Annotated in this window: 20 protein-coding genes and 1 riboswitch; of the genes, 4 read left to right on the plus strand and 16 right to left on the minus strand. The window is 28.3% G+C overall.

The genetic code is table 11. From position 1 onward, the window contains the following. Positions 1 to 14: 14 nt before the first annotated feature. The 7 genes from CS899_RS08505 to CS899_RS08535 all read right to left on the minus strand — a co-directional run bounded on the left by CS899_RS08505 (position 15) and on the right by CS899_RS08535 (position 9,293). Entirely contained in the window at positions 15 to 779 is a 765-nt protein-coding gene (locus tag CS899_RS08505) for an EFR1 family ferrodoxin (RefSeq protein WP_100065765.1), read from the minus strand. Between the two features lie 29 nt (positions 780 to 808). Continuing rightward, positions 809 to 4,021: a carbamoyl-phosphate synthase large subunit gene (carB, locus tag CS899_RS08510; RefSeq protein WP_100065766.1), complete on the minus strand. Its 3,213-nt coding sequence runs from the start codon at positions 4,019 to 4,021 to the stop codon at positions 809 to 811. Further along, positions 4,014 to 5,081 (minus strand): carbamoyl phosphate synthase small subunit, encoded by a 1,068-nt coding sequence (locus CS899_RS08515; RefSeq protein WP_100065767.1) that lies wholly within the window; start codon positions 5,079 to 5,081, stop codon positions 4,014 to 4,016. Before CS899_RS08515 ends, carB begins: the two co-directional genes overlap by 8 nt. 278 nt (positions 5,082 to 5,359) lie before the next feature. Then, positions 5,360 to 6,121 carry an ABC transporter permease gene (locus tag CS899_RS08520; RefSeq protein WP_164995900.1) on the minus strand — a complete coding sequence of 254 codons (762 nt, stop codon included), beginning with the start codon at positions 6,119 to 6,121 and terminating at the stop codon, positions 5,360 to 5,362. Beyond that, on the minus strand, positions 6,111 to 6,992 hold the full coding sequence (locus CS899_RS08525; RefSeq protein ID WP_100065769.1) for an ATP-binding cassette domain-containing protein: 882 nt from the start codon (positions 6,990 to 6,992) through the stop codon (positions 6,111 to 6,113). The genes CS899_RS08520 and CS899_RS08525 overlap by 11 nt, the downstream gene beginning before the upstream one ends. Positions 6,993 to 7,059: 67 nt before the next feature. Further along, positions 7,060 to 8,625, minus strand: coding sequence for a sensor histidine kinase (locus tag CS899_RS08530; protein WP_100065770.1), 1,566 nt, complete (start codon positions 8,623 to 8,625; stop codon positions 7,060 to 7,062). Between the two features lie 5 nt (positions 8,626 to 8,630). Then, a complete protein-coding gene (locus CS899_RS08535) occupies positions 8,631 to 9,293 on the minus strand; it encodes a response regulator transcription factor (RefSeq protein ID WP_207204774.1) in 663 nt (220 codons plus the stop codon). 117 nt (positions 9,294 to 9,410) lie between these two features. On the opposite strand from CS899_RS08535, the gene CS899_RS08540 reads away from it, so the two are divergent. Together CS899_RS08540 and CS899_RS08545 are read left to right on the plus strand one after the other, a co-directional pair. After that, positions 9,411 to 10,397 (plus strand): DUF975 family protein, encoded by a 987-nt coding sequence (locus tag CS899_RS08540; RefSeq protein WP_164995901.1) that lies wholly within the window; start codon positions 9,411 to 9,413, stop codon positions 10,395 to 10,397. 56 nt (positions 10,398 to 10,453) lie between these two features. Further along, complete coding sequence (locus tag CS899_RS08545) at positions 10,454 to 11,218, plus strand: amidohydrolase family protein (RefSeq protein ID WP_100065773.1); 765 nt, start codon at positions 10,454 to 10,456, stop codon at positions 11,216 to 11,218. A 43-nt stretch (positions 11,219 to 11,261) separates the two neighbouring features. On the opposite strand, the gene CS899_RS08550 is transcribed toward CS899_RS08545, so the two are convergent. The 6 genes from CS899_RS08550 to CS899_RS08575 form a co-directional block, all read right to left on the minus strand. Continuing rightward, the gene (locus CS899_RS08550) at positions 11,262 to 13,085 is read right to left on the minus strand and encodes an ABC transporter ATP-binding protein (RefSeq protein ID WP_242491896.1); all 1,824 of its coding nucleotides are present in this window, start codon (positions 13,083 to 13,085) and stop codon (positions 11,262 to 11,264) included. A 93-nt stretch (positions 13,086 to 13,178) separates the two neighbouring features. Continuing rightward, entirely contained in the window at positions 13,179 to 13,541 is a 363-nt protein-coding gene (locus CS899_RS08555; RefSeq protein ID WP_164995902.1) for a hotdog domain-containing protein, read from the minus strand. Positions 13,542 to 13,638: 97 nt separating this feature from the next. Next, a complete protein-coding gene (locus CS899_RS08560; RefSeq protein WP_100065775.1) occupies positions 13,639 to 14,979 on the minus strand; it encodes a uracil-xanthine permease family protein in 1,341 nt (446 codons plus the stop codon). A gap of 270 nt (positions 14,980 to 15,249) precedes the next feature. Continuing rightward, entirely contained in the window at positions 15,250 to 15,789 is a 540-nt protein-coding gene (locus CS899_RS08565; protein ID WP_100065776.1) for a putative ABC transporter permease, read from the minus strand. 63 nt (positions 15,790 to 15,852) lie between these two features. Beyond that, complete coding sequence (locus CS899_RS08570) at positions 15,853 to 16,512, minus strand: DsbA family oxidoreductase (RefSeq protein ID WP_100065777.1); 660 nt, start codon at positions 16,510 to 16,512, stop codon at positions 15,853 to 15,855. A gap of 35 nt (positions 16,513 to 16,547) precedes the next feature. After that, on the minus strand, positions 16,548 to 16,814 hold the full coding sequence (locus CS899_RS08575) for a DUF1905 domain-containing protein (RefSeq protein WP_242491897.1): 267 nt from the start codon (positions 16,812 to 16,814) through the stop codon (positions 16,548 to 16,550). A gap of 212 nt (positions 16,815 to 17,026) precedes the next feature. Here CS899_RS08575 and ndk point away from each other — a divergent pair, with 212 nt between their 5' ends. Beyond that, entirely contained in the window at positions 17,027 to 17,428 is a 402-nt protein-coding gene (gene ndk / locus CS899_RS08580; protein WP_100065779.1) for a nucleoside-diphosphate kinase, read from the plus strand. A gap of 3 nt (positions 17,429 to 17,431) precedes the next feature. Beyond that, positions 17,432 to 17,878: a GNAT family N-acetyltransferase gene (locus CS899_RS08585; protein ID WP_164995903.1), complete on the plus strand. Its 447-nt coding sequence runs from the start codon at positions 17,432 to 17,434 to the stop codon at positions 17,876 to 17,878. A 38-nt stretch (positions 17,879 to 17,916) separates the two neighbouring features. On the opposite strand, the gene CS899_RS08590 is transcribed toward CS899_RS08585, so the two are convergent. The 3 genes from CS899_RS08590 to CS899_RS08600 all read right to left on the minus strand — a co-directional run bounded on the left by CS899_RS08590 (position 17,917) and on the right by CS899_RS08600 (position 19,826). Next, a complete protein-coding gene (locus CS899_RS08590) occupies positions 17,917 to 18,621 on the minus strand; it encodes a GAP family protein (protein WP_100065780.1) in 705 nt (234 codons plus the stop codon). A gap of 43 nt (positions 18,622 to 18,664) precedes the next feature. After that, positions 18,665 to 18,764: riboswitch (guanidine-I (ykkC/yxkD leader) on the minus strand. Positions 18,765 to 18,810: 46 nt separating this feature from the next. Next, positions 18,811 to 19,125: an AzlD domain-containing protein gene (locus tag CS899_RS08595; protein WP_100065781.1), complete on the minus strand. Its 315-nt coding sequence runs from the start codon at positions 19,123 to 19,125 to the stop codon at positions 18,811 to 18,813. Then, entirely contained in the window at positions 19,125 to 19,826 is a 702-nt protein-coding gene (locus tag CS899_RS08600; RefSeq protein WP_242491898.1) for an AzlC family ABC transporter permease, read from the minus strand. Before CS899_RS08600 ends, CS899_RS08595 begins: the two co-directional genes overlap by 1 nt. Positions 19,827 to 19,839 lie beyond the last annotated feature (13 nt).

Genomic DNA, 19,839 nt, shown 5'->3' on the forward strand with positions numbered 1-19,839 from the left:
TTCGGCTTTGCTTTTTATAAGAATATTTCTGGTTCTTTTCTTTTTGCATTATCTGTTTTAAATTTGTTGTAAATATCTTTAAATTGTTCAATGTGGTATCCTCTTGAATTTGTCGAACAATTGTAAATACACGCTGTACAATTTATACATCTTTCCCTATCTGTTTCTCTGGGATTTTCTATAGATATCGCTTCAACTGGACATATTTCCACACACGTTCCACAATCTATACAGCTTTCATCTCCCGTTGGCATAAGAGGTGAAGGTTTTACTTCTTTATAAGGCCTATTTCCTTTAATATCTAGTTTATTAATTTCATTTTTATCTATTTTTTCATTACATTCTCTTGCAAATTTCTTTATTTTTTCTATATCATCTTCGTCTGGTCTATTATTTGCAACTTCAGAAAAAATTGAATGTCTTGTAATAAAAGCTGCTGCTGCTAATATTTCAAATCCTTGTTTTCCCAACAAGTCTGTTAGTTCTAAAAGTGCATCGTCGTACTCCCTATTCCCATATGCCACAATAGCTACAGCTTTAGTATTGTTCCCTTTAAATTTTTTCAATTTTTCTACACATAAATTTGGTATTCTTCCTGAAAATACCGGTAAAGTTACAACTAACAAATCTTCTTTTGTCAGTTCTTGTTCTTTTGGTTCCCCTTTTTCAAATAAATCAATTTCTTTAATTTCCCCTACTAATTCATTTGAAAATATCTTTGAAACTTTTTTACTTCTTCCACTTGGACTAAAATAAATTTCTAGTATGTTTTTACTCATAAAATCATCCCCTATACACACTATTATATCTATTTATCAGTATATTCGCCAAGCTCAAACACATTTGACTCTAAATTTCTATTTGTAATTACATTTACAAACACCTTAGCTTTGTCAACGCTAGTTACTAACTCTACTTTAGATTCAACCGCTGCTCTTCTTATGGTAAACCCATCTCTCTTTGAGTCATTTCCCTTTGTTGGTGTGTTAAATACAATATCGAATTTCCCTTCTTTTATATAGTCTAGAAGATTTGGCCTTTTTTCACCTATTCTATTTACTACTGTATTTTTTACACCTAATTTTGTTAAATAACTAGATGTATTTTTTGTAGCATATATATCATAATTTAAATCTTTCATTTTTGTTGCTATTTCTTTAAATTCTTCTTTATCTCTGTCATTTAATGTTAAGAGTATTTTTCTTTCTTTGTATTCTACATTTGTTCCTGCTGCTAAAAGTCCTTTTTTAAACGCTTCTTCTGGTGTACTTCCTACGCCTAATGCCTCTCCTGTTGAACGCATTTCAGGTCCTAAACTGGTTTCTATGTTTCCAAGTTTTTCTGTGGAAAATACTGGTACTTTTACGCAAAAAATCTTACTTTCTTTGTAAATTCCAGTTCCATAGTCTAAGTTGTTTAGTTTTTCCCCAAGCATTACTTTTGTTGCTATTTCTATTAATGGAAGTCCTGTTACTTTTGAAATATAAGGGACTGTTCTACTAGATCTAGGATTTACTTCTATAATGTAGACTTTTTCATCTTTTATTATAAATTGAATGTTTAACATTCCTATTATATTTAATTTTAATGCTATATCTTTAGTTATTTTTAGTATATCTTCTTTGTTTTTTTGAGATATGTTAATAGATGGATAAACGCTTATACTATCGCCTGAATGAATTCCAGCTCTTTCAACATGCTCCATTATTCCAGGTATTAATATATCTTCTCCATCACAAATAGCGTCTATCTCTACTTCTTTTCCCTCTATATACTTATCTATTAAAACTGGATTTTTACTATCCTTTTCAAATGCTTTAACTAGATACTGGATTAGTTCATTTTCGTTGTGGCATATTTCCATACCTTGACCTCCTAGTACATAAGACGGTCTTACAAGTACAGGATAACCCACAATTTTTGCTTGTTTCTTTCCTTCTTCAAGGGTGAACACTCCAAAACCTTTTGGTCTTTGTAAAGATAATTCTTCTAGTAGTTCATCAAACTTCTCTCTATCTTCTGCCGTATCTATAGTTTCCTGTGAACTTCCTAATATATTTACATTTTTTTCATTTAAAAACTTTGCTAGTTTAATAGCAGTTTGACCACCAAACTGTAGTATAACTCCATATGGTTTTTCTATTTCTACTATGCTGTAAACATCTTCTTCTGTTAGTGGTTCAAAATACAACTTATCTGAAACATCAAAGTCTGTACTCACAGTTTCTGGGTTGTTATTTATAATTATCGTTTCTATGCCTTGTTTTTTTAATGCTTTTACACAGTGTACTGAACAATAGTCAAATTCTATACCTTGTCCTATTCTTATAGGTCCTGAACCTATTACTATTACCTTTTTGTTTTTAGATATTTTAGATTCGTCAAAATCACAGTAACTTGAGTAGTAGTAAGGTGTTTTTGCATCATATAGTCCTGCACAAGTATCTACTTTTCTATATGTTGGATTTACTCCATGCACTTTTCTAAGTTCATATATAAAGTTTGGACTAATATTTAGAAAGTCTGCAACTGCCTTATCTGAAAAGCCTCTTCTCTTTAAGTCAATTAATCTTTCTTTTGTTAAATCGTCTACTGTAAGCTTCTTAAGCTCTTCTTCAGTATCTACTATATTTTTTATTTCCTTTAAGAAGAACAAGTCTATTCCCGTTTGTTTTGATAAACTTTTCATGTCATAACCTATTCTTAAAAGTCTAGCAAGGTAAAATATTCTTTCATCATCTGGAATTAACGCGTGTTTTTTTATTTCTTCTATAGAAATATTTTCCAAACCTTTTAAGTCTAGCGAAAACTGTTTTATTTCAAGGGAGCGAATAGCTTTTAAAAGAGCCATTTCAAAACTTGTACCTATCCCCATTACTTCGCCTGTCGCCATCATTTTTGTTCCTAATTCCCTGTCAGCGTAAAAGAATTTATCAAAAGGCCATTTAGGTATTTTTATAACTACATAGTCTATTGCTGGTTCAAAATCAGCAGATGTTGTTTTTGTAATTGCATTTTCTATTTCATCTAAGGTAAATCCTAAAGCTATTTTTGTAGCAACTCTAGCTATTGGATAACCTGTTGCTTTTGACGCTAATGCTGAAGACCTTGAAACTCTTGGGTTGATTTCTATTACAGCATACTCAAAACTATTTGGTTCTAAGGCAAATTGAACATTACAACCACCCTCTATTCCCACTGCTTCTATTATCTTAAAAGCTGCTTTTCTAAGCATTTGATGTTCTTTGTCAGTTAATGTCTGGGTAGGTGCAACAACTATACTATCTCCCGTGTGAACTCCTACTGGATCCATATTCTCCATATTACAAACTGTTATACAGTTTCCTTTAGAATCTCTAATTACCTCATATTCTATTTCTTTCCAGCCTGAAATACATTTTTCTATTAACACTTGACTGTTCATACTTAAATGTATTCCATTTTCAGCTATTTTTATTAGTTCTTCTTCTGTACCAGCTATTCCTCCACCTGTTCCTCCAAGTGTATAGGCAGGTCTTACTATAACTGGATATCCTATGACTTTTGCGTACTCTTTTGCTTCTACTACACTATTTACAGACTTAGACTGAATTATAGGAATTTCTATTTCTTCCATTAATTCTCTAAATTTTTCTCTGTCTTCGCCTTTTTCTATAGAATCAATTTTCGTTCCAATTACCTTTAAATCATACTTTTTTAAAATACCTAAGTTTTCTAATTCTAAAAGCATATTTAAACCAGTTTGCCCGCCCATTCCACTAATAACGCTATCTGGTCTTTCTCTTTCTATAATTTTTTCTACATATTTGGCTGTTATTGGTTCTATATAGACTTTGTCAGCTACTTCTCTGTCAGTCATTATAGTAGCAGGGTTACTGTTTATTAATACTACTTCTACACCTTCTTCTTTTAAACTTTCACAAGATTGTGTACCTGAATAGTCAAACTCAGCTGCTTGACCTATTACTATAGGTCCTGAACCTATAACTAATACTTTCTTTATATCTTTATTTCTAGGCATTTTTAGCTACCTCCCCAACAGAGTTTAAAAAGTTTTCTAATACATATAACGTTTCATCTGGTCCAGGTGCTCCCTCTGGTTGAAAATGTATTGCAGTAATATTTTCTTTGTCTATGCTATATCCTTCTATTGTTTGGTCTTCTATATTCAAAAATGTTTCTTTAGCATTTTTAGGTAGCTTATAAATATAATTTCTATGATTTTGCGTTGTCATATACACTTTTCCACTTTTCAAATCTTTTACTGGTGCTCCCAATGTTCTATGCCCAAATGGTAGACTTTTTAGTTCCCCACCTAATGCCAATGTGAGTAAATCTGTTCCTACACCAAAAGATAAAATAGGTTTAAATCCTATTAGTTTTTGTATGTTATTTATTATTTTTTTGTATTCATATGGATTTCCTGGCCCATTAGATAATATTATGGCCTTTGTATTTGAATTTAAAATTTCTTGATAGTCAAAGTCTGCTGAATATACGTTAATGTTAAAATTTTTAGATTTAAAATAGTTTAATAATGATTTTTTAATACCCAAATCAATTATAGAAATTGATTCTTTGTTTCCTTCTATGTGGTAATTTTCTTTACATGTAACTTTGTAAATAAGATTTTTTTGTGTATCTTCTTTGAAATATTCTTGTACTTGAGTTTCTGTAAGTAGTTTTTCTGAAATTACAGCTTTCATAGAGCCTTCTTTACTTATTATTTTTACAAGTTCTCTTGTATCTATATTTTCTACTCCTACAATTTTATAAAATTTAAAGTATGAATCTACGTCCATCTCACATCTGAAATTGCTAGGGTATTTAGAAACAGTTCTACAAATAACTGCTGATGTCTTAGGATTATTTGACTGCATATCTTCAAAGTTAAAACCATAACTTCCAATAATAGGATATGACATTACAAGTATTTTTCCAATATTTGTAGGATCTGAAATAATCTCTTCATGCCCTATCATCGCTGTACTAAAAACCAATTCTCCTACTGTTATCTTAACTTTTCCAAAAGATTTGCCTTTGAAAATTTTGCCATTTTCTAAATGCAAAAACATATCCATTTGAACACTTCCTTTCGAAATATTTTTCCTATTATAACATGATTTTTCTATTATAAAGTCGCTAAATTCAAGTATTTTCAATGTTTTTAATTTTTTTCTTTGAAAACCTTTCTAATTTTTGTATCAAATTTTACAGAAAAAATTTTAAGCTTAGTTTTAAACTCATTTTAAAATAAATTTTTATTGGAAAGCCTTTTTTCTGTTTTGTATTTTAAATATTAACTTTTCTTCATATTTAACAAAATAAAAAACAAGTCGATTTCTCAACTTGTCTTTTTTTATTTTCTTCTTCTGTAGTAAAAACTAAATAGAAGTATTGCTACTGATAGTCCTCCATAAAACAGTATAGATTGAATAAAGGGAACAAAGTTATAACTCTCGCCTATCCAAACTTTATAAAAATCTTGGCTTATATAAGTGTAAGGAAGCATATAAGAAATATTTTGTATTATTTTAGGGAATTGTTCCACCTTAACTCCCATCATACCTCCAAGTAGCATAGTTCCCAACATAATAACCATTGATACTGCATATGTTGGCCCAAATTTTTGGAATAAATTAGCTATACCATGTGCAAATACAAATGAAATTATACATAACAATAATATTGATATTAAATATATTAATGCCCCTATAAATGTAGGAGTTTCTATTCCTATAGCTAAGTACAAAACAACTGTGTACATAAAATAACAAATAGCAAATACTATTAACTGGGCTATTAATTTTCCTAAAACCAATGTCTTTTGTGATATTCCAAAAAGATTTAATCTTAATGTTATTTTTTCTGCTAATTCTAAACTTAAATTTACACCATATCCTATTAATAAAATTGAATTAATTGTCATTGCTGTAAAACTTATATACAGAATTGTAGCAAATTGTTTGGCAAAATCTTTTGGAATACTAGATAGAGAGCCTTTGTATATTATTATTCCCATAATTACAGGAAATACTAACCCAAACAGTATGCTCCAAATATTACCAGTTGCATTTCTTAGTTCATATGAAATGAGCCTTTTTGATAGTTTAGAATTCATAATACGTCTCCCTTTCAAAGTATTTTGCTTTTGCATTTATAGATATAAGTTCTATATCTTTATTTGTTCTTTTAAAGTCTACGTTATTTTTTATTAATTTATTTACTATAATTAACTCTTCGTCTTTTCCTTTACTACTTAAAGCTATTGAATTTTCTGGTGATAGTATTTTATTAAAACCTTCTGTGATATTTCTATTTTTCTCATTATTTTCTAATATTATAAGATTTTCTCCACAGAATTTTTTAAAGAGTTCTTCTGTATAGTCAAAGGCTACAACTTCTCCTTTTTCTAGTATTAAAAGCTTATCCACTAAATTTTCTAATTCATCATAGTAATGAGAAATCATGCAAATTGTAGTATCTTTTCCTTTATACCACTTCTCTATCTTATTTATTAGCTTTTCTCTTGTTACAAAGTCAAGCCCTGTTGTAACTTCGTCAAAAAACACTAACGGAACTTCTTGATACATTACAAGTATTAACGTCAAACGCTGTTTTTGTCCACCTGACAAGTTTTGAAATCTTTTATTTACACTTTCTTTAAATTCAAAAAATTCTATAAGTTCTTGCAGTTTTTTATCTTTTTCAATTTTTGTATTGCATATCATTTCAATAATATGTCTGATTTTCATATTATTTGTGTAATTGTTAAACTGCATATGAACTGCTATTTTATTATGTGTAATATCTGTTTCTATTATTCCTTTATATGGTGCAAGACCTAAAATAGCATTTACAAGTGTAGTTTTACCTGCCCCATTTGAACCTATTATTCCTATTCTTTCTTTGTCTTTTATCTCTATTTCGTCATTTATAGAAAGTACTTTTTTATTTCCGTAAGTAACTGACATATTTCTTATTTTTATCATATACTTCCTCCTTATGACTATATTTTAATTTTTCCATATGGATTTCATGTGGATATAAAATGATATCTTATGGTTGTTTCAAAAAAACTTCTGCTAACACTCCATTTTCAATATTTTTAACACTCACTTTGTATTTTAATATTGACGCGTAGTAAGAAACCAGATATAGTCCTAAACCATTTCCTTTTTCGTCATGACTTGAAACAAATGGTTCAAAAATATCTTTTTCTATTTCTTCTGGAATTTTTGAGTTTGTATTTAAAATTTGAACTACACCTTTTTCTCTTAAACCTATTTTTACAGTAGCTCCTCTACTTGAATGTTTTACTGCATTGTTAATTAAATTGTCAAAAATCTTATATGTTAGTTCATAGTCTGTTTTTAAAGAAATATCAAATTCTTCTATTTTTAAGGTTATTTCTTTATCTTCAACAATAGCTGAATGTTTTTCAGTTATTATATTCAATAAATTTTTTATATTTATTTCTTCTATATTTATGTTCTCCAAAATATGATTTAATTTTAATATCTCAGACACTATATTGTTCATATCTAGTATTTGTCTTTTAACTTCTGGCAAATAAACATCTCTATTTGCGTATTTACCAACCTTGTCTATCATTCCATTAACAAGTAGTAAAGCTCCTGAAATAGGTGTTTTCAACTGGTGAGAAGAAGACCTCATGAAAACTTCTTTTCTTTTACTTTCTGCTTCTAGTTCGTTATAGTTATTTCTTAAAACTTCATATAATTCGTTTAACCTTTTTGAGAGTTGCTCTATTTCGTCTCCAGTTTTTATGTCTAAACTTTTTATTTCACTTGTTTTTAGTCCTTTATTATTTTCTACATGTCTCGATATTTCTAATATAGGATTTACTATTTTATTTGAGAAATACCTTGAAATTACTATTGAAAACAACAAAATTATTAAAATTATCATAGGAATGCTAGAGTATATCGGAGCTTGTATATCTGCAATTAACGGTGTCAAAATAGACGAAAATGAAATGTAAATATTTCCATCTTCATTTGTTAATAATATATAGCTTGTATAAGTATTACTTTTATCTTTTGCTTTAGCTATAAAAATAAATGTATTATCTCCATAAATTTTAGTTTCCCCATTATATTCGTTAATATTTGAGTAATCCTTTGCAAAATCTGTTGTATTAAATTTTATCTTTGCATATTTATTTAGCTCTTCTTCTGCTTTTTTAAATAAATTATTTGAAAATATATTCTCTAATTTTTTCTTGCTTTCACTACTTAATACTTTATCTATTTTAAAATTTTCTTTTTCAAAATTTTTCCGTATTTTCTCTATCTCAGATTTCAGGCTATTATCTACTATTTCAATTTCTCCATTAAAAAAATGGTTGGATAAATGCATGTTATACTTATTTTTTTCTATATACATACTTATAGAATTTATAGTTTTAATATTTTCCCCATTTCTATATTCTTTATTTTCAATATAAAAATTGTGCAAATCTATAACTTCATTTAGGTTTTCCCTCTTACTATGTTCAACATATAAGGAAGGTAACATTAATAGCATATATGACAAAAACAAAGCTAGTATTATAAATGAGAGTACTATACTATAAATAAAAGTTTTTCTATTTAGCTTCATAACTATCACCTTTCAAATTTATATCCTACTCCTATAACTGTTTTTATATGGTTTTCAGGTAATTTTTTTCTTAAATTTTTGATATGTGAGTCTATAATCCTGTCATTACCTATATAATCTTCATTAAATATTTGGTATATTAACTGTTCTCTTGTAAAAACAACTTCTGGTAAACTGTATAATGTTTCTAAAAGTAGAAATTCACTTACTGTTAAGTTTAAAGATTCTCCATTAAAAAAAGCTTGGTATTTGTCTTTATCTATAAATAAACCTTTAGTGTTTTCTTTAGTATTATTTTTAAAATTTAATCTTCTATATAAAGTTTCTATTCTTTTAATTAAGAGTATTGGCGATATTGGTTTTACTATGTAGTCATCTGCATAAGTATTAAATGCTTCTATTTGTGTCTTCTCATCTCCAAGGGCCGTCAACATTATTACTCCCATTTCAAAGTTTTTACCTCGAATATACTCTAAAACTTCAAGACCAGACAGTTCTGGAACCATTATATCTAAAATAGCTATATCAAATTTATTAGCCTCAAGCTCTTCTATTGCATTTTTCCCATTTTCTACTGAAGTTATTTCCATATCTGCCAGTTTTATATATTCTGTCAAAACTTCTCTTATATTTAAATCATCTTCTAAAAAAAGTATTTTAGCCTTCATTTTCACCATTCCTTCTTTAGTAATTATATACTGTTTGTGTGGATTCTGTATGAATTTTAGTACATATATTTTTATATCTTTTATATGTTATACTTAAATATATTCAAGGAGGTTTTTATGTGGAATAGAGTAAAACTAAAAGCTGATGCTAAAGAGTTTTTAAGTAAAAACTTAACAAATTCAATATTAGCATGTTTAATTTTTACAATAATCGTTGGATTTTTTGCACTAGATGCAACTTTTTCAGATAATGTTTCTATTTTTACACGTAACAAATTAAATGAAACTATAAAATCTGAAGAAAGATACTACGATGATTTTTTAGAAGATGATGATTATGACGAAATCTTAGATGAAGATGAAACCACTAATTTTTTAAACAAGAGTAATTTTGAATTAAATGAATTTTTAAACGATCCAGACTTAGTTAATGGAAGAAAAGGTCTTTTAACTCTTAGTCCTTTAGGTACTATTGGAAATGATTTATATGGTGTTGGTGGATTTAATGTAAATAACAACTTGTTTGTAAACTTCTTTTCAGGAGTTCTATCAATAAAAATACCAATTTTATTTTTAGGACTAATTTCGTTAATATTTTTTGTTTTGAGAATTTTATTTATAAACCCACTAACTATTGGACTAAAAAGTTTCTTCCTAAAAGGATATAGTGAAATTCCAAAAGTAAAATTCTTATTCAGTTATTTTAAAGATAACTCTTGGACAGGACTTGCTAGTAAACTTTTTTTAAGAGATATTTACCTAACTCTTTGGACTATATGCTTTATTATTCCAGGAATAATAAAATTTTACGAGTATTACTATGTTGAGTACATTTTAGCTGAAAACCCTGAAATGTCTTTAAGTGATGCTATTGAATTAAGTAGACAAATGACTTATGGAGAAAAATTTGATATCTTCGTTTTAGAAATTTCATTTTTTGGTTGGGCCTTACTTTCTCTTTTAAGTTTTAATATTGGAAGTATAATCTTAAATCCATATATGGAGGCAACTTATGCTAGATTATACCTTTTTAAGAAAGAACAACGAAAAACAGAAAAAGAACAAGAGTATTTTGATTATTATAATGAAGTAAATAACAATTAACAAAAGCCAAGGTTTTAACCTTGGTTTTAAATTACTTAAATTTATAAGGAGAGTTTATGAAAGTATTTGATGCACATCTGCATATTATTGATGACAAATTTCCATTACAAGAAAATAACGGCTTCATACCTGAAAACTTTAATATAGATTCTTATAAAAAAGCTTTAGATTCTTTTGAACTAGAATCTGTTGGTGGAGCTATTGTATCTGGTTCTTTTCAAGGATATGACCAATCTTACTTAATTTCTGCATTAAGTTGTTTAAATAGTCATGGATATATTGGAGTTACTCAACTCCCAATTACTACTACTGACTCTGAAATAAAATTGTTGCATGAAAAAGGTGTTAGAGCTATTAGGTTTAATGTTTTTAGAGGAGGCTCCGAAGATATAATCCATCTTTTTACCCTTGCAAAAAGAGTTTACAACCTTTGTGGCTGGAGTACCGAATTATACATTGATGTTAGTAAAATTACACCACCACAAGAAGATATTATCCTTTCTCTTCCTCGTGTATCTATTGACCATTTAGGTATGTCTTCAAAAGGGAATGACACTCTTTTAAGATTAGTTAGAAATGGTGTTAAAGTTAAATCTACTGGTTTTGGTAGAATTAACTTTGAGCCTTTAAATATAATGAAAGAAATACATTCTATTTCTAAAGATGCTCTTTTATTTGGAACTGACTTGCCTTCTACTAGGGCTAAACGTCCTTTTAGTAGTGAAGATATAAAATTTATAGTTAATAATTTTCAAAAAGAAGATTTTGAAAGAATACTTTATAAAAATTCTAAAGATTGGTATATAAATTATTTTTCTTAATATTTGAAAACAAAAAAAGTCCTATTTATAGGACTTTTTTATTTTAAGCTGTTACTAAATTGTCGTCTTTGAATTTATCTACATCCATAGTGTCTAAACTCATATTACCTTGTGTGTAAAGATTATAGTAGTACCCTTTTTTCTCCATTAATTCTTTATGGTTACCTTCTTCTACAATTCCTCCTTCTGTTAACACTATAATTTTGTCAGCATTTTGAATTGTAGTAAGTCTGTGGGCAATTGTCAAGGTAGTTCTACCTTTTGCAAGTTTTTCTAAAGATTTTTGTATTACTTTTTCACTTCTATTATCTAAAGCAGATGTTGCTTCGTCTAGTATTAATATTGGAGGATTTTTCAAGAATACTCTTGCTATAGAAATTCTTTGTTTTTGTCCTCCCGAAAGTTTTAATCCTCTTTCTCCAACATAGGTATCAAAATCATTTGGTAAGCTCATTACAAAGTCATATGCTCCTGCTAATTTTGCTGCTTCTATTACTTCTTCCCTACTAGCACCTGGCTTTCCATATTCTATGTTGTCAAATACTGTTCCTGAGAACAAATACACATCTTGCTGTACCATTCCTATATTAGACCTTAGACTTTTCAATGTTAATTCTTTTATATCTTTACCATCTACAGTTATTTTACCTTTATCTACATCGTAAAATCTCGGTATTAAATTACATAAAGTAGTCTTTCCTCCACCTGATGGACCTACTAATGCAACATTAGTACCTCTTTTTATGTCTAAGGAAATATCATTTAATACTATATCTTCATTATCATGATAATGAAAAGATATATTGTCTACTACTATATCTCCTTTTACATCTTTAAGTTCAATTGCATCTGGTTCGTCAAATATTTCTATGTCTTGATCCATTAATTCTACAAATCTTTCTATTCCTGTCATTCCTCTTTGGAACTGTTCTGCAAATTCAACTATTCTCTTTACTGTTGCAAGTAACGTGTTCACATATAACACATATGCAACTAAATCTCCTGGATTAAGTGAACCGTTTATCAGAAAAATTCCACCAAACACTATAACAGCCAAATACATAACTCCGTCGAATATCTTTGTTACCATTTGATATCCTGCCATATGTGTATAAGTTTCTTTTTTTATGTCTAGAAATTCTTCATTTCCTTCGTTAAATTTTCTAATTTCTTGTTCTTCGTTAGCAAAAGACTTTACAACTTTAACTCCAAGTAAACTATCTTCTACTTGAGAGTTTATTTCACCTATATGATTTCTTTGAGCTTTAAAACTTCTTCTCATTCTCTTTCTGTATTTGCCAGAGGCAATTATCATAATTGGAATAAACGCAAATATAATAAGTGTCAAAGGTATATTTATATTTATTAAAATAATAAATGAAACTATTATTTTAATTGCACCTATGAAATACTCTTCTGGACAGTGATGAGCAAACTCTGTTACATCAAATAAATCATTTGTTATTCTTGTCATTATTTGTCCAACTTTTGTATCATTAAAGTAGCTATCTGACAATTTATGAAGATGGTTAAAAACATCTCCTCTCATATCTGTTTCTATTTTAGCTCCCATTATATGACCAGTTTTTTGCATATAATAACTTGAAAGAACATCTATTATTTTTAAAACTAAGAATAATACTCCTAACTTTATAATAGTATTTATTGTTAAACTTCCAATATCATTCATTCCAGTATTTGTTAAAAATCTAAGAATTAGTGGTAATGCCATTTCACTAACTGTAGTCATACTAGCACAAAATAAATCAAAAAATAAAACAAATTTATATTTTGTAAAATATGGTACAAATCTTTGTAGTAAACTCATATTAGAATGAATTTTTGTATCTTTAATATTAGTAGCCATTCTACTATCAACCTCCCTTGGACATTATTTAACTCTAACACATTTTTGAAATCATTTCAATTAGTGTAAAAAAAGAAAAATATATCTTTTATCTTAAACAGATATATCTCTAATTGGTTTTGGATTAAAATTTTCATCTACTGAAACCATAATGAATTCTCCCGATGAACTAACCTCATTATCTCTTTCCTTTACTTTAAGTTCAACATAAACATTAAGTGAAGTATTTCCTACTTTTTTTATTTCTGCACTAGATATTATAGTTTCACCTAAGTAAACACTAAAGTTATACTCTATATTATTAGCTGCTTTTGTTAATGTTCTACCTTTTACAAAATTCCTACTTATTTCTCCTGCTGTTGCATCCATCATTTTAAAAGCTTCACCACCATGTAATAAATCATAGTAATTTAACATTTCTTTTGTTACTTTTCTCTCAAAAACGTCCTTTTTCATACTCACCATACCTATAAAATATTTTATAGTAATATTATATATCAATTAGCTATTTCTACAAATAAAAAACTCATGATTTCTCATGAGTTTTTCTCTATTAATCATCTATTGGTTGTGACTCATCTTTTGGAACTAATAAGTTTAATATAAATGAAACTAAAAAACCTACTATAATTGGAGAACCAGTTAAAACACTTATTATTTGTTCTGGAATAAAGTTTAATGCACCTAAAACTTCTGGTTTTACATAAAAACCAACAGCTATTGCCAATGAAATACCTACCACAAGTTTATTTCTATAATTTAGTGGTTGTTCTGTTATTAATTGTACCCCAGACATTGTTATTGCCGCAAATACCGTTATAGTAGCTCCCCCAAGTACCGGTGCTGGAATAGAAGTCATTATTCCACCAAATTTTGGAAGAAGTCCTGCTAGTACAAGCATTCCACCTAAAATAACAAATACTCTTTTTGCAACTACTTTAGTAGTAACTATAATACCAACGTTTTGACTAAATGGGTCTGTTGGAAAACCACCAATTACTCCACCTAGCATACCGCAAATCCCTGTTCCTTTTACTGCACCACCAAGCTCTTTGTGAGTAGCTGGTCTGTTAAATGCCCCTACCGCTGTTGAAGAAACATCTCCTATAGTTTGAACAGCTTGTACTATGTACATTAAAATCATTATTACTATTGCTTCAATTTTAAATACTGGTTTAAAATAAAATATTTTAGGTAAAGCTACCCAAGAAGCCTCTGTTATACCTTTAGTATCAACTCCTATAAAAAATGCCCAAATTATGTATCCTGCTATCATTCCTACTAGTAATCCCAGTGTTTTTAACATTCCTTTTCCAAAGAAATTACATATTAAAGTTATAATTAAAACAATTCCTGCTATTGCAAGGTACTTTGGAGCTCCATACATATCTATTGCTTTTGCTGCAGAACCACCTGCTATGTAGTCCATGGCAGTGGTGTAAAGTGACAAACCTATACAGAGTACTACTGTACCACTTACTACTGGTGGAAATAAATGAGCAATTTTTTCCATTGCCATCCCCATAAAAATTGATAAAAATGCTGCTACTATTTGTGCACCAAATATAGCTCCAATTCCCCACTCTTTACCAATAAGTAATAATATTGGCATATAGGCAAATGCTACTCCCATTGCATTTGGAAGCCCCATTCCAAATCCCAGTGGTGCTAATATTTGAACTAAGGTTGTAATTCCACCTATAAGCATTGCTGCTTGTATTAATATAATCTTTTTTTCTTCACTTAATGCCAAATTTGTAGCTATAATTATTGGTGGTGTGATGTTTCCTGCCAACATTGCTAAAATATGTTGAAAAGCTTGCGGAAAAGCAGCCCCCCAACTCGGTTTACCATCTAATTTACGCAATTCCTGCATATTTCTACTTTTATCCATAAAAATAACCTCTCTTTTCGATATCTTGAATTTTGACGTAAAAACGTTTGCTTAATTTATTCCCTCCTTTTTTAAAATTGTTTTTACTATGTCCTCAATAAATAACGCATACGACAATATCATATAAGATTACCTATTGTTGATTTTACACAACTTACTATATGTAATATCCAAATTATAGTTCGTATAATTAAAATTGTCAATGTTTTGTGATACTTTTTTAATCAATTATAGTAACTATCGGAAAAGGTTTCTTTTGCATAATACTTTTTAACCTATGAAAAAGTATAATATTTCTGCAATTATAACAACCCAAAGAATTGATGATGTTACATTTATGGTGTTTAAACTAAGTTTGCTAATTCTCCTTTCTAGAAAAGGTTGAAATACATATACTAAAAACGTTCCTCCTATCCCAAATAACAAACTGGTCTGTAAAGATATTCTTCCTTGAAAATTAAAATTGTAAGTAGTATAATCCCACATCCAATATCCTCTAGTAATTTCTAAAAAATAACTTCCTATTAATTCTATTATTGTAGTTACAACGATTATTATAAAGAAAATCAACAATGGTGTTATATTTACATTAAAAAGTAAAATCCTTGTACTAATTAAATCTTTTACAAATAGTAAAATAAACAATGCTCCTGTTCCGTAAACTGGTAAGTAAGGTCCAACCAACGCTCCACTACTTCTTCCTTCTTTTTTTATTAAAACTTCTATTATATCTTCATATATCCAGCCTATTATACTGTAAATAAAAAATATAATTACAATGTATTGAAATATTATTTTTCGCCTATTCATTTTAAACTCCTGTTCTAGTACTTCAATACATTATATTATATAACTTAAATAATTGAAACTATTTTAATGATTTTCCTTATTAAACTCTTTAATTTTCTGTAATGCTTCTATGAATACCTCCTTATTTTGTTTTCCTGGAGCGCCGTATCTATCTTCAAATATAAAGAATGGAACGGATTTTACTTGGTACTGAAAAGCATCATATTTATCTTTTGCAATTTCATCTTCAAATTTATCAGTTTTTAAAACTTCTTCCGCTTCTCTAATATCTAAACCAACTTTTTCTACCATTTCTACTAATTGCTCATCACTATTTAAATTTGCTCCATTAGTAAAATACATTTGCATCACCATATCTACAAATTCTTTTTGTTTTCCTTTTATAGATGCATATTTTGTTAATTTATGTGCTTTTTTAGTATTTGCAGTAAGCATAATATCATAGTTATAATCTAATCCTATGTCTTTTGCTTGTTCCTCTATTTCTTTAATTTCTGCTATTGTTATTTCTATTGGTTTTTCTGAATTTTCTACTATCGAATCATATTTTGTTTTGTGGTTATCTATCTTTGCATTTTCGTCTAATTGATATGTCTTAAAATTAATTTCGACCTGATCTTCCATCTTCAATTCTCTTATAGCATTATAAAGATTTGTTTTTCCCATATAACAAAATGGACAAACATAATCTGAATATATGTCTATTTTTATTTTTTTATTCATAAATCTATCCCCTACCCAAAAATTTATCTACTCTACTATTCTCTTTCCTCTATGGTTACAAAAATTGTATCTCCCGGTTGTTTATTTAACTTTTTTCTAATATCTTTTTTTATTCCTATTATGTGATTTACTGTCTTCATTCTTACTAAACTTCCATCATATGGTTCTCCGTCAAATGTGGCATGTACTTTAACTCTTCCCTTTCCAAATTCTTTTTTTACATCATATGGAAATTCTACATATGCACCATCTATGTCCGGAACTTTTCTTATTACTGCTTCAAATTCATATTTGTTTTTCAAAATTTTATCCTCCTTATTTTAATTTACATCTTCTTTAAGTATAAATATCCTTATTATATATTTTGAAACTTTAATAATTATCTTAATGATTATAATAGTTTTACTTTAATAGACCATTTCAATAAAATACTTTTTAATATATTTTTGTGAAAACTTTTTCTTTGTGATGTTTTATGATATAATTACAAAAAATATTAGTTAGGAGAATTTAAATGGAAAAGTCTTTAGTGTTAATTAAACCAGATGCGGTTGAAAGAAATATAATTGGAAATATAATTAATTTTTATGAGGAAAACAGCTTAAAAGTAACTGATATGAAGATGATATCAGCTTCAAGAGAAGTCGCTGAAAAACATTATTCAAATATTGCAGATAAACCATTTTTTGGCGAGGTTTTAGATTATATTACTAGAAGTCCAATAGTAGCTTTAATTGTAGAGGGTGAAAACGCTATCTCAAAAGTGAGATACATAAATGGTCCTACAAATCCTGAACAAGCTCCCAAAAATACAATTCGTGGAATTTACGGAAAGGATGTTCAAGAAAATTCTGTCCATGCTTCAGATTCCATGGAAAATGCAAATAGAGAAATAATTATATGGTTCGGGAAGTAACCTGTGGATTTTGTAGAAGTTGCAAATAATGAAAAGTTAGATTATTTAGATTTATTGTTGACTGCCGATGAACAAAAAGATATGATTTTAAAATATTTGTACAGAGGTAAAATGTTCGCTTTATATGACCATGATTTAAAAGCTGTTTCTGTAATTACAAAAGAGGATGATGAAATATTCGAAATAAAAAACATTGCAGTTGTACCTAAATATTATAAATTAGGGTATGGTACAAAAATTATGGAACATATTTTAAATTTTTATAAAGATTTAGGGTCTGTAATATATGTTGGCACCGGTAGTAGCAAACAAACTCTTTCTTTTTATACTAAATGTGAATTTACATATTCCCATGTAGTTAAAAATTTTTTTATAGATAATTACAATTTACCAATATTTGAAGAAGGCAAACAATTAATAGATATGATTTATTTAAAAAGGAATTTATAAAAAGGTCTTAAACATTCATAGTTTAAGACCTTTTTGTTTTACAATAGTGCTGCTAGAGGATGATATACTAAGAATCCTCCTATTATTGTAGTAACTGCTGGTGCTAGTATTTTAGACCATTTATTCATTTTATCTTTAATAAATTTATACAATTTATCAAACTTATCTTGAGCTTTTACATAAATAAAGTACATGATTATCAATGGCATTGAATAAATTATGTTGTATATTACAAGTATTATTAATAATGTCCCTAAACTTAGACTGTAATTAAATAAAATTGTTAAAAATGCAAAGTATGGTAATGCTGTTGTCAATTCTGAAATAGTAGCTATTATTCCTAATACTGTTAATGATAATGGTGATACTGATTTTATTTTTTTTGCAATAGCATTTTTTTCATCATTTTCACTTTCTTGTGGCTCCATCTTCTTTATTCTACTTTTAAATATTAAATATATTGTGGATATCAAAAATAAAATTCCTATTATAAATTCTGCTATATATATTCCTGTACCAAATTTAGAAGTCAGGCTTTTCATAAATTCGCTTATAACCGATACTAATCCGTAATATGCTAATAATCCACCTATAAAGTTTGTTACACCAATAGCTACTATGAAATACCAGATATGTTTAGCTTTCTTTACCATACCTTGTAAAACAAATTGTTGAGTGATAGCTATTGGATTGATACTGTCTGCAGCACTAGTCATTACTGTCATTAAAAGTAAATTAATCATAATTTCCTCCTTTATAATAAAAAAATAAAGCCCTGGAGTTATTAACTCCAAGGCTTTTATCCTTCCGTGTACATATCTATAAGATATGCGTCTTCTCTTGGACCTGACCAATATATAATTGCGGAACCCTAGAAAACTTTTAAATATTTAATTGACTAAATGATAGCACAGTTTTTTTAAGGTGTCAAATTATATCCCCATTATTTGTATAATAACAAACATGGTTACTACCCCCGATATTATAGTTTGAGCTATGCTTTTTCTAAAATACGATACTAAAAAACATACTCCTATTGAAATTACTGAAGGTAAAATTAATTCTTTTTCCATTGTTAATACACTTCTAGTTATTAATATTGCAAGGCTTGAAAATGGTATTATATTCAAAAATTCTACTACTTCTCTTTTTATATTTTTACCTTTTAGAAATATTAGTGTAATTATTTTAGGTCCACTTGTAAGGATTGCACATAGTATTATTAATATAAAGTATTCACTTTTCATTAAATTACACCCTTCCTTATTAAGACATATCCTATAAAACTAGAGAGTAATATTCCCACAACTATATCCCATCCTGTTGGGATTATTTTTGTAATATAAATTATCCCATAAATTGTTCCCGCCATTATTGAAAGTACTATTCCTCTTGTATTTTTCTTCAAAGAAGGAACTAATAGAGCTACGAACATAGCCGGAAGTCCTATTCCTAAGCTAATAGTCAACTTTTCTGGCAAAATATCTCCTATTATATAACCTACTACTGAAAAGCCTACCCAAAATAAATAGGGTATTATTTCAACAAATAAAGAATAAACTGTTGTAAGTTTCTTTTTTGTAAAGGAAAGCATCGAAAATGATTCGTCAGTTAGTAAAAGCCCTAATATAGGAATTGCTTTTTTATCTATTTTATCTGTCTTTACTCCTAATGATGTCGCCATAACCAAAAGTCTTAAATTAAGTAAAAATACCGATATTGCTATCCCTATTACTGGCACACCTGCCATTATTAATTCTATCGCCATAAACTGAGAAGCTCCTGCATATAATACTGCTGAAAATAAAAATGTATCTAGTAATGTCAAATTTGAGTTTTTTGCAAGTAATCCAAATGCTATAGCTATTGATATGTATCCTATTCCAACTGGTAAGGATATCTTTAACGCTTCTTTTATCTCTTTCTTAAATTTATATATTTTTACCAACCCCTATAATATA

Source organism: Miniphocaeibacter massiliensis (genome assembly GCF_900232905.1).
Taxonomy (GTDB): domain Bacteria; phylum Bacillota; class Clostridia; order Tissierellales; family Peptoniphilaceae; genus Miniphocaeibacter; species Miniphocaeibacter massiliensis.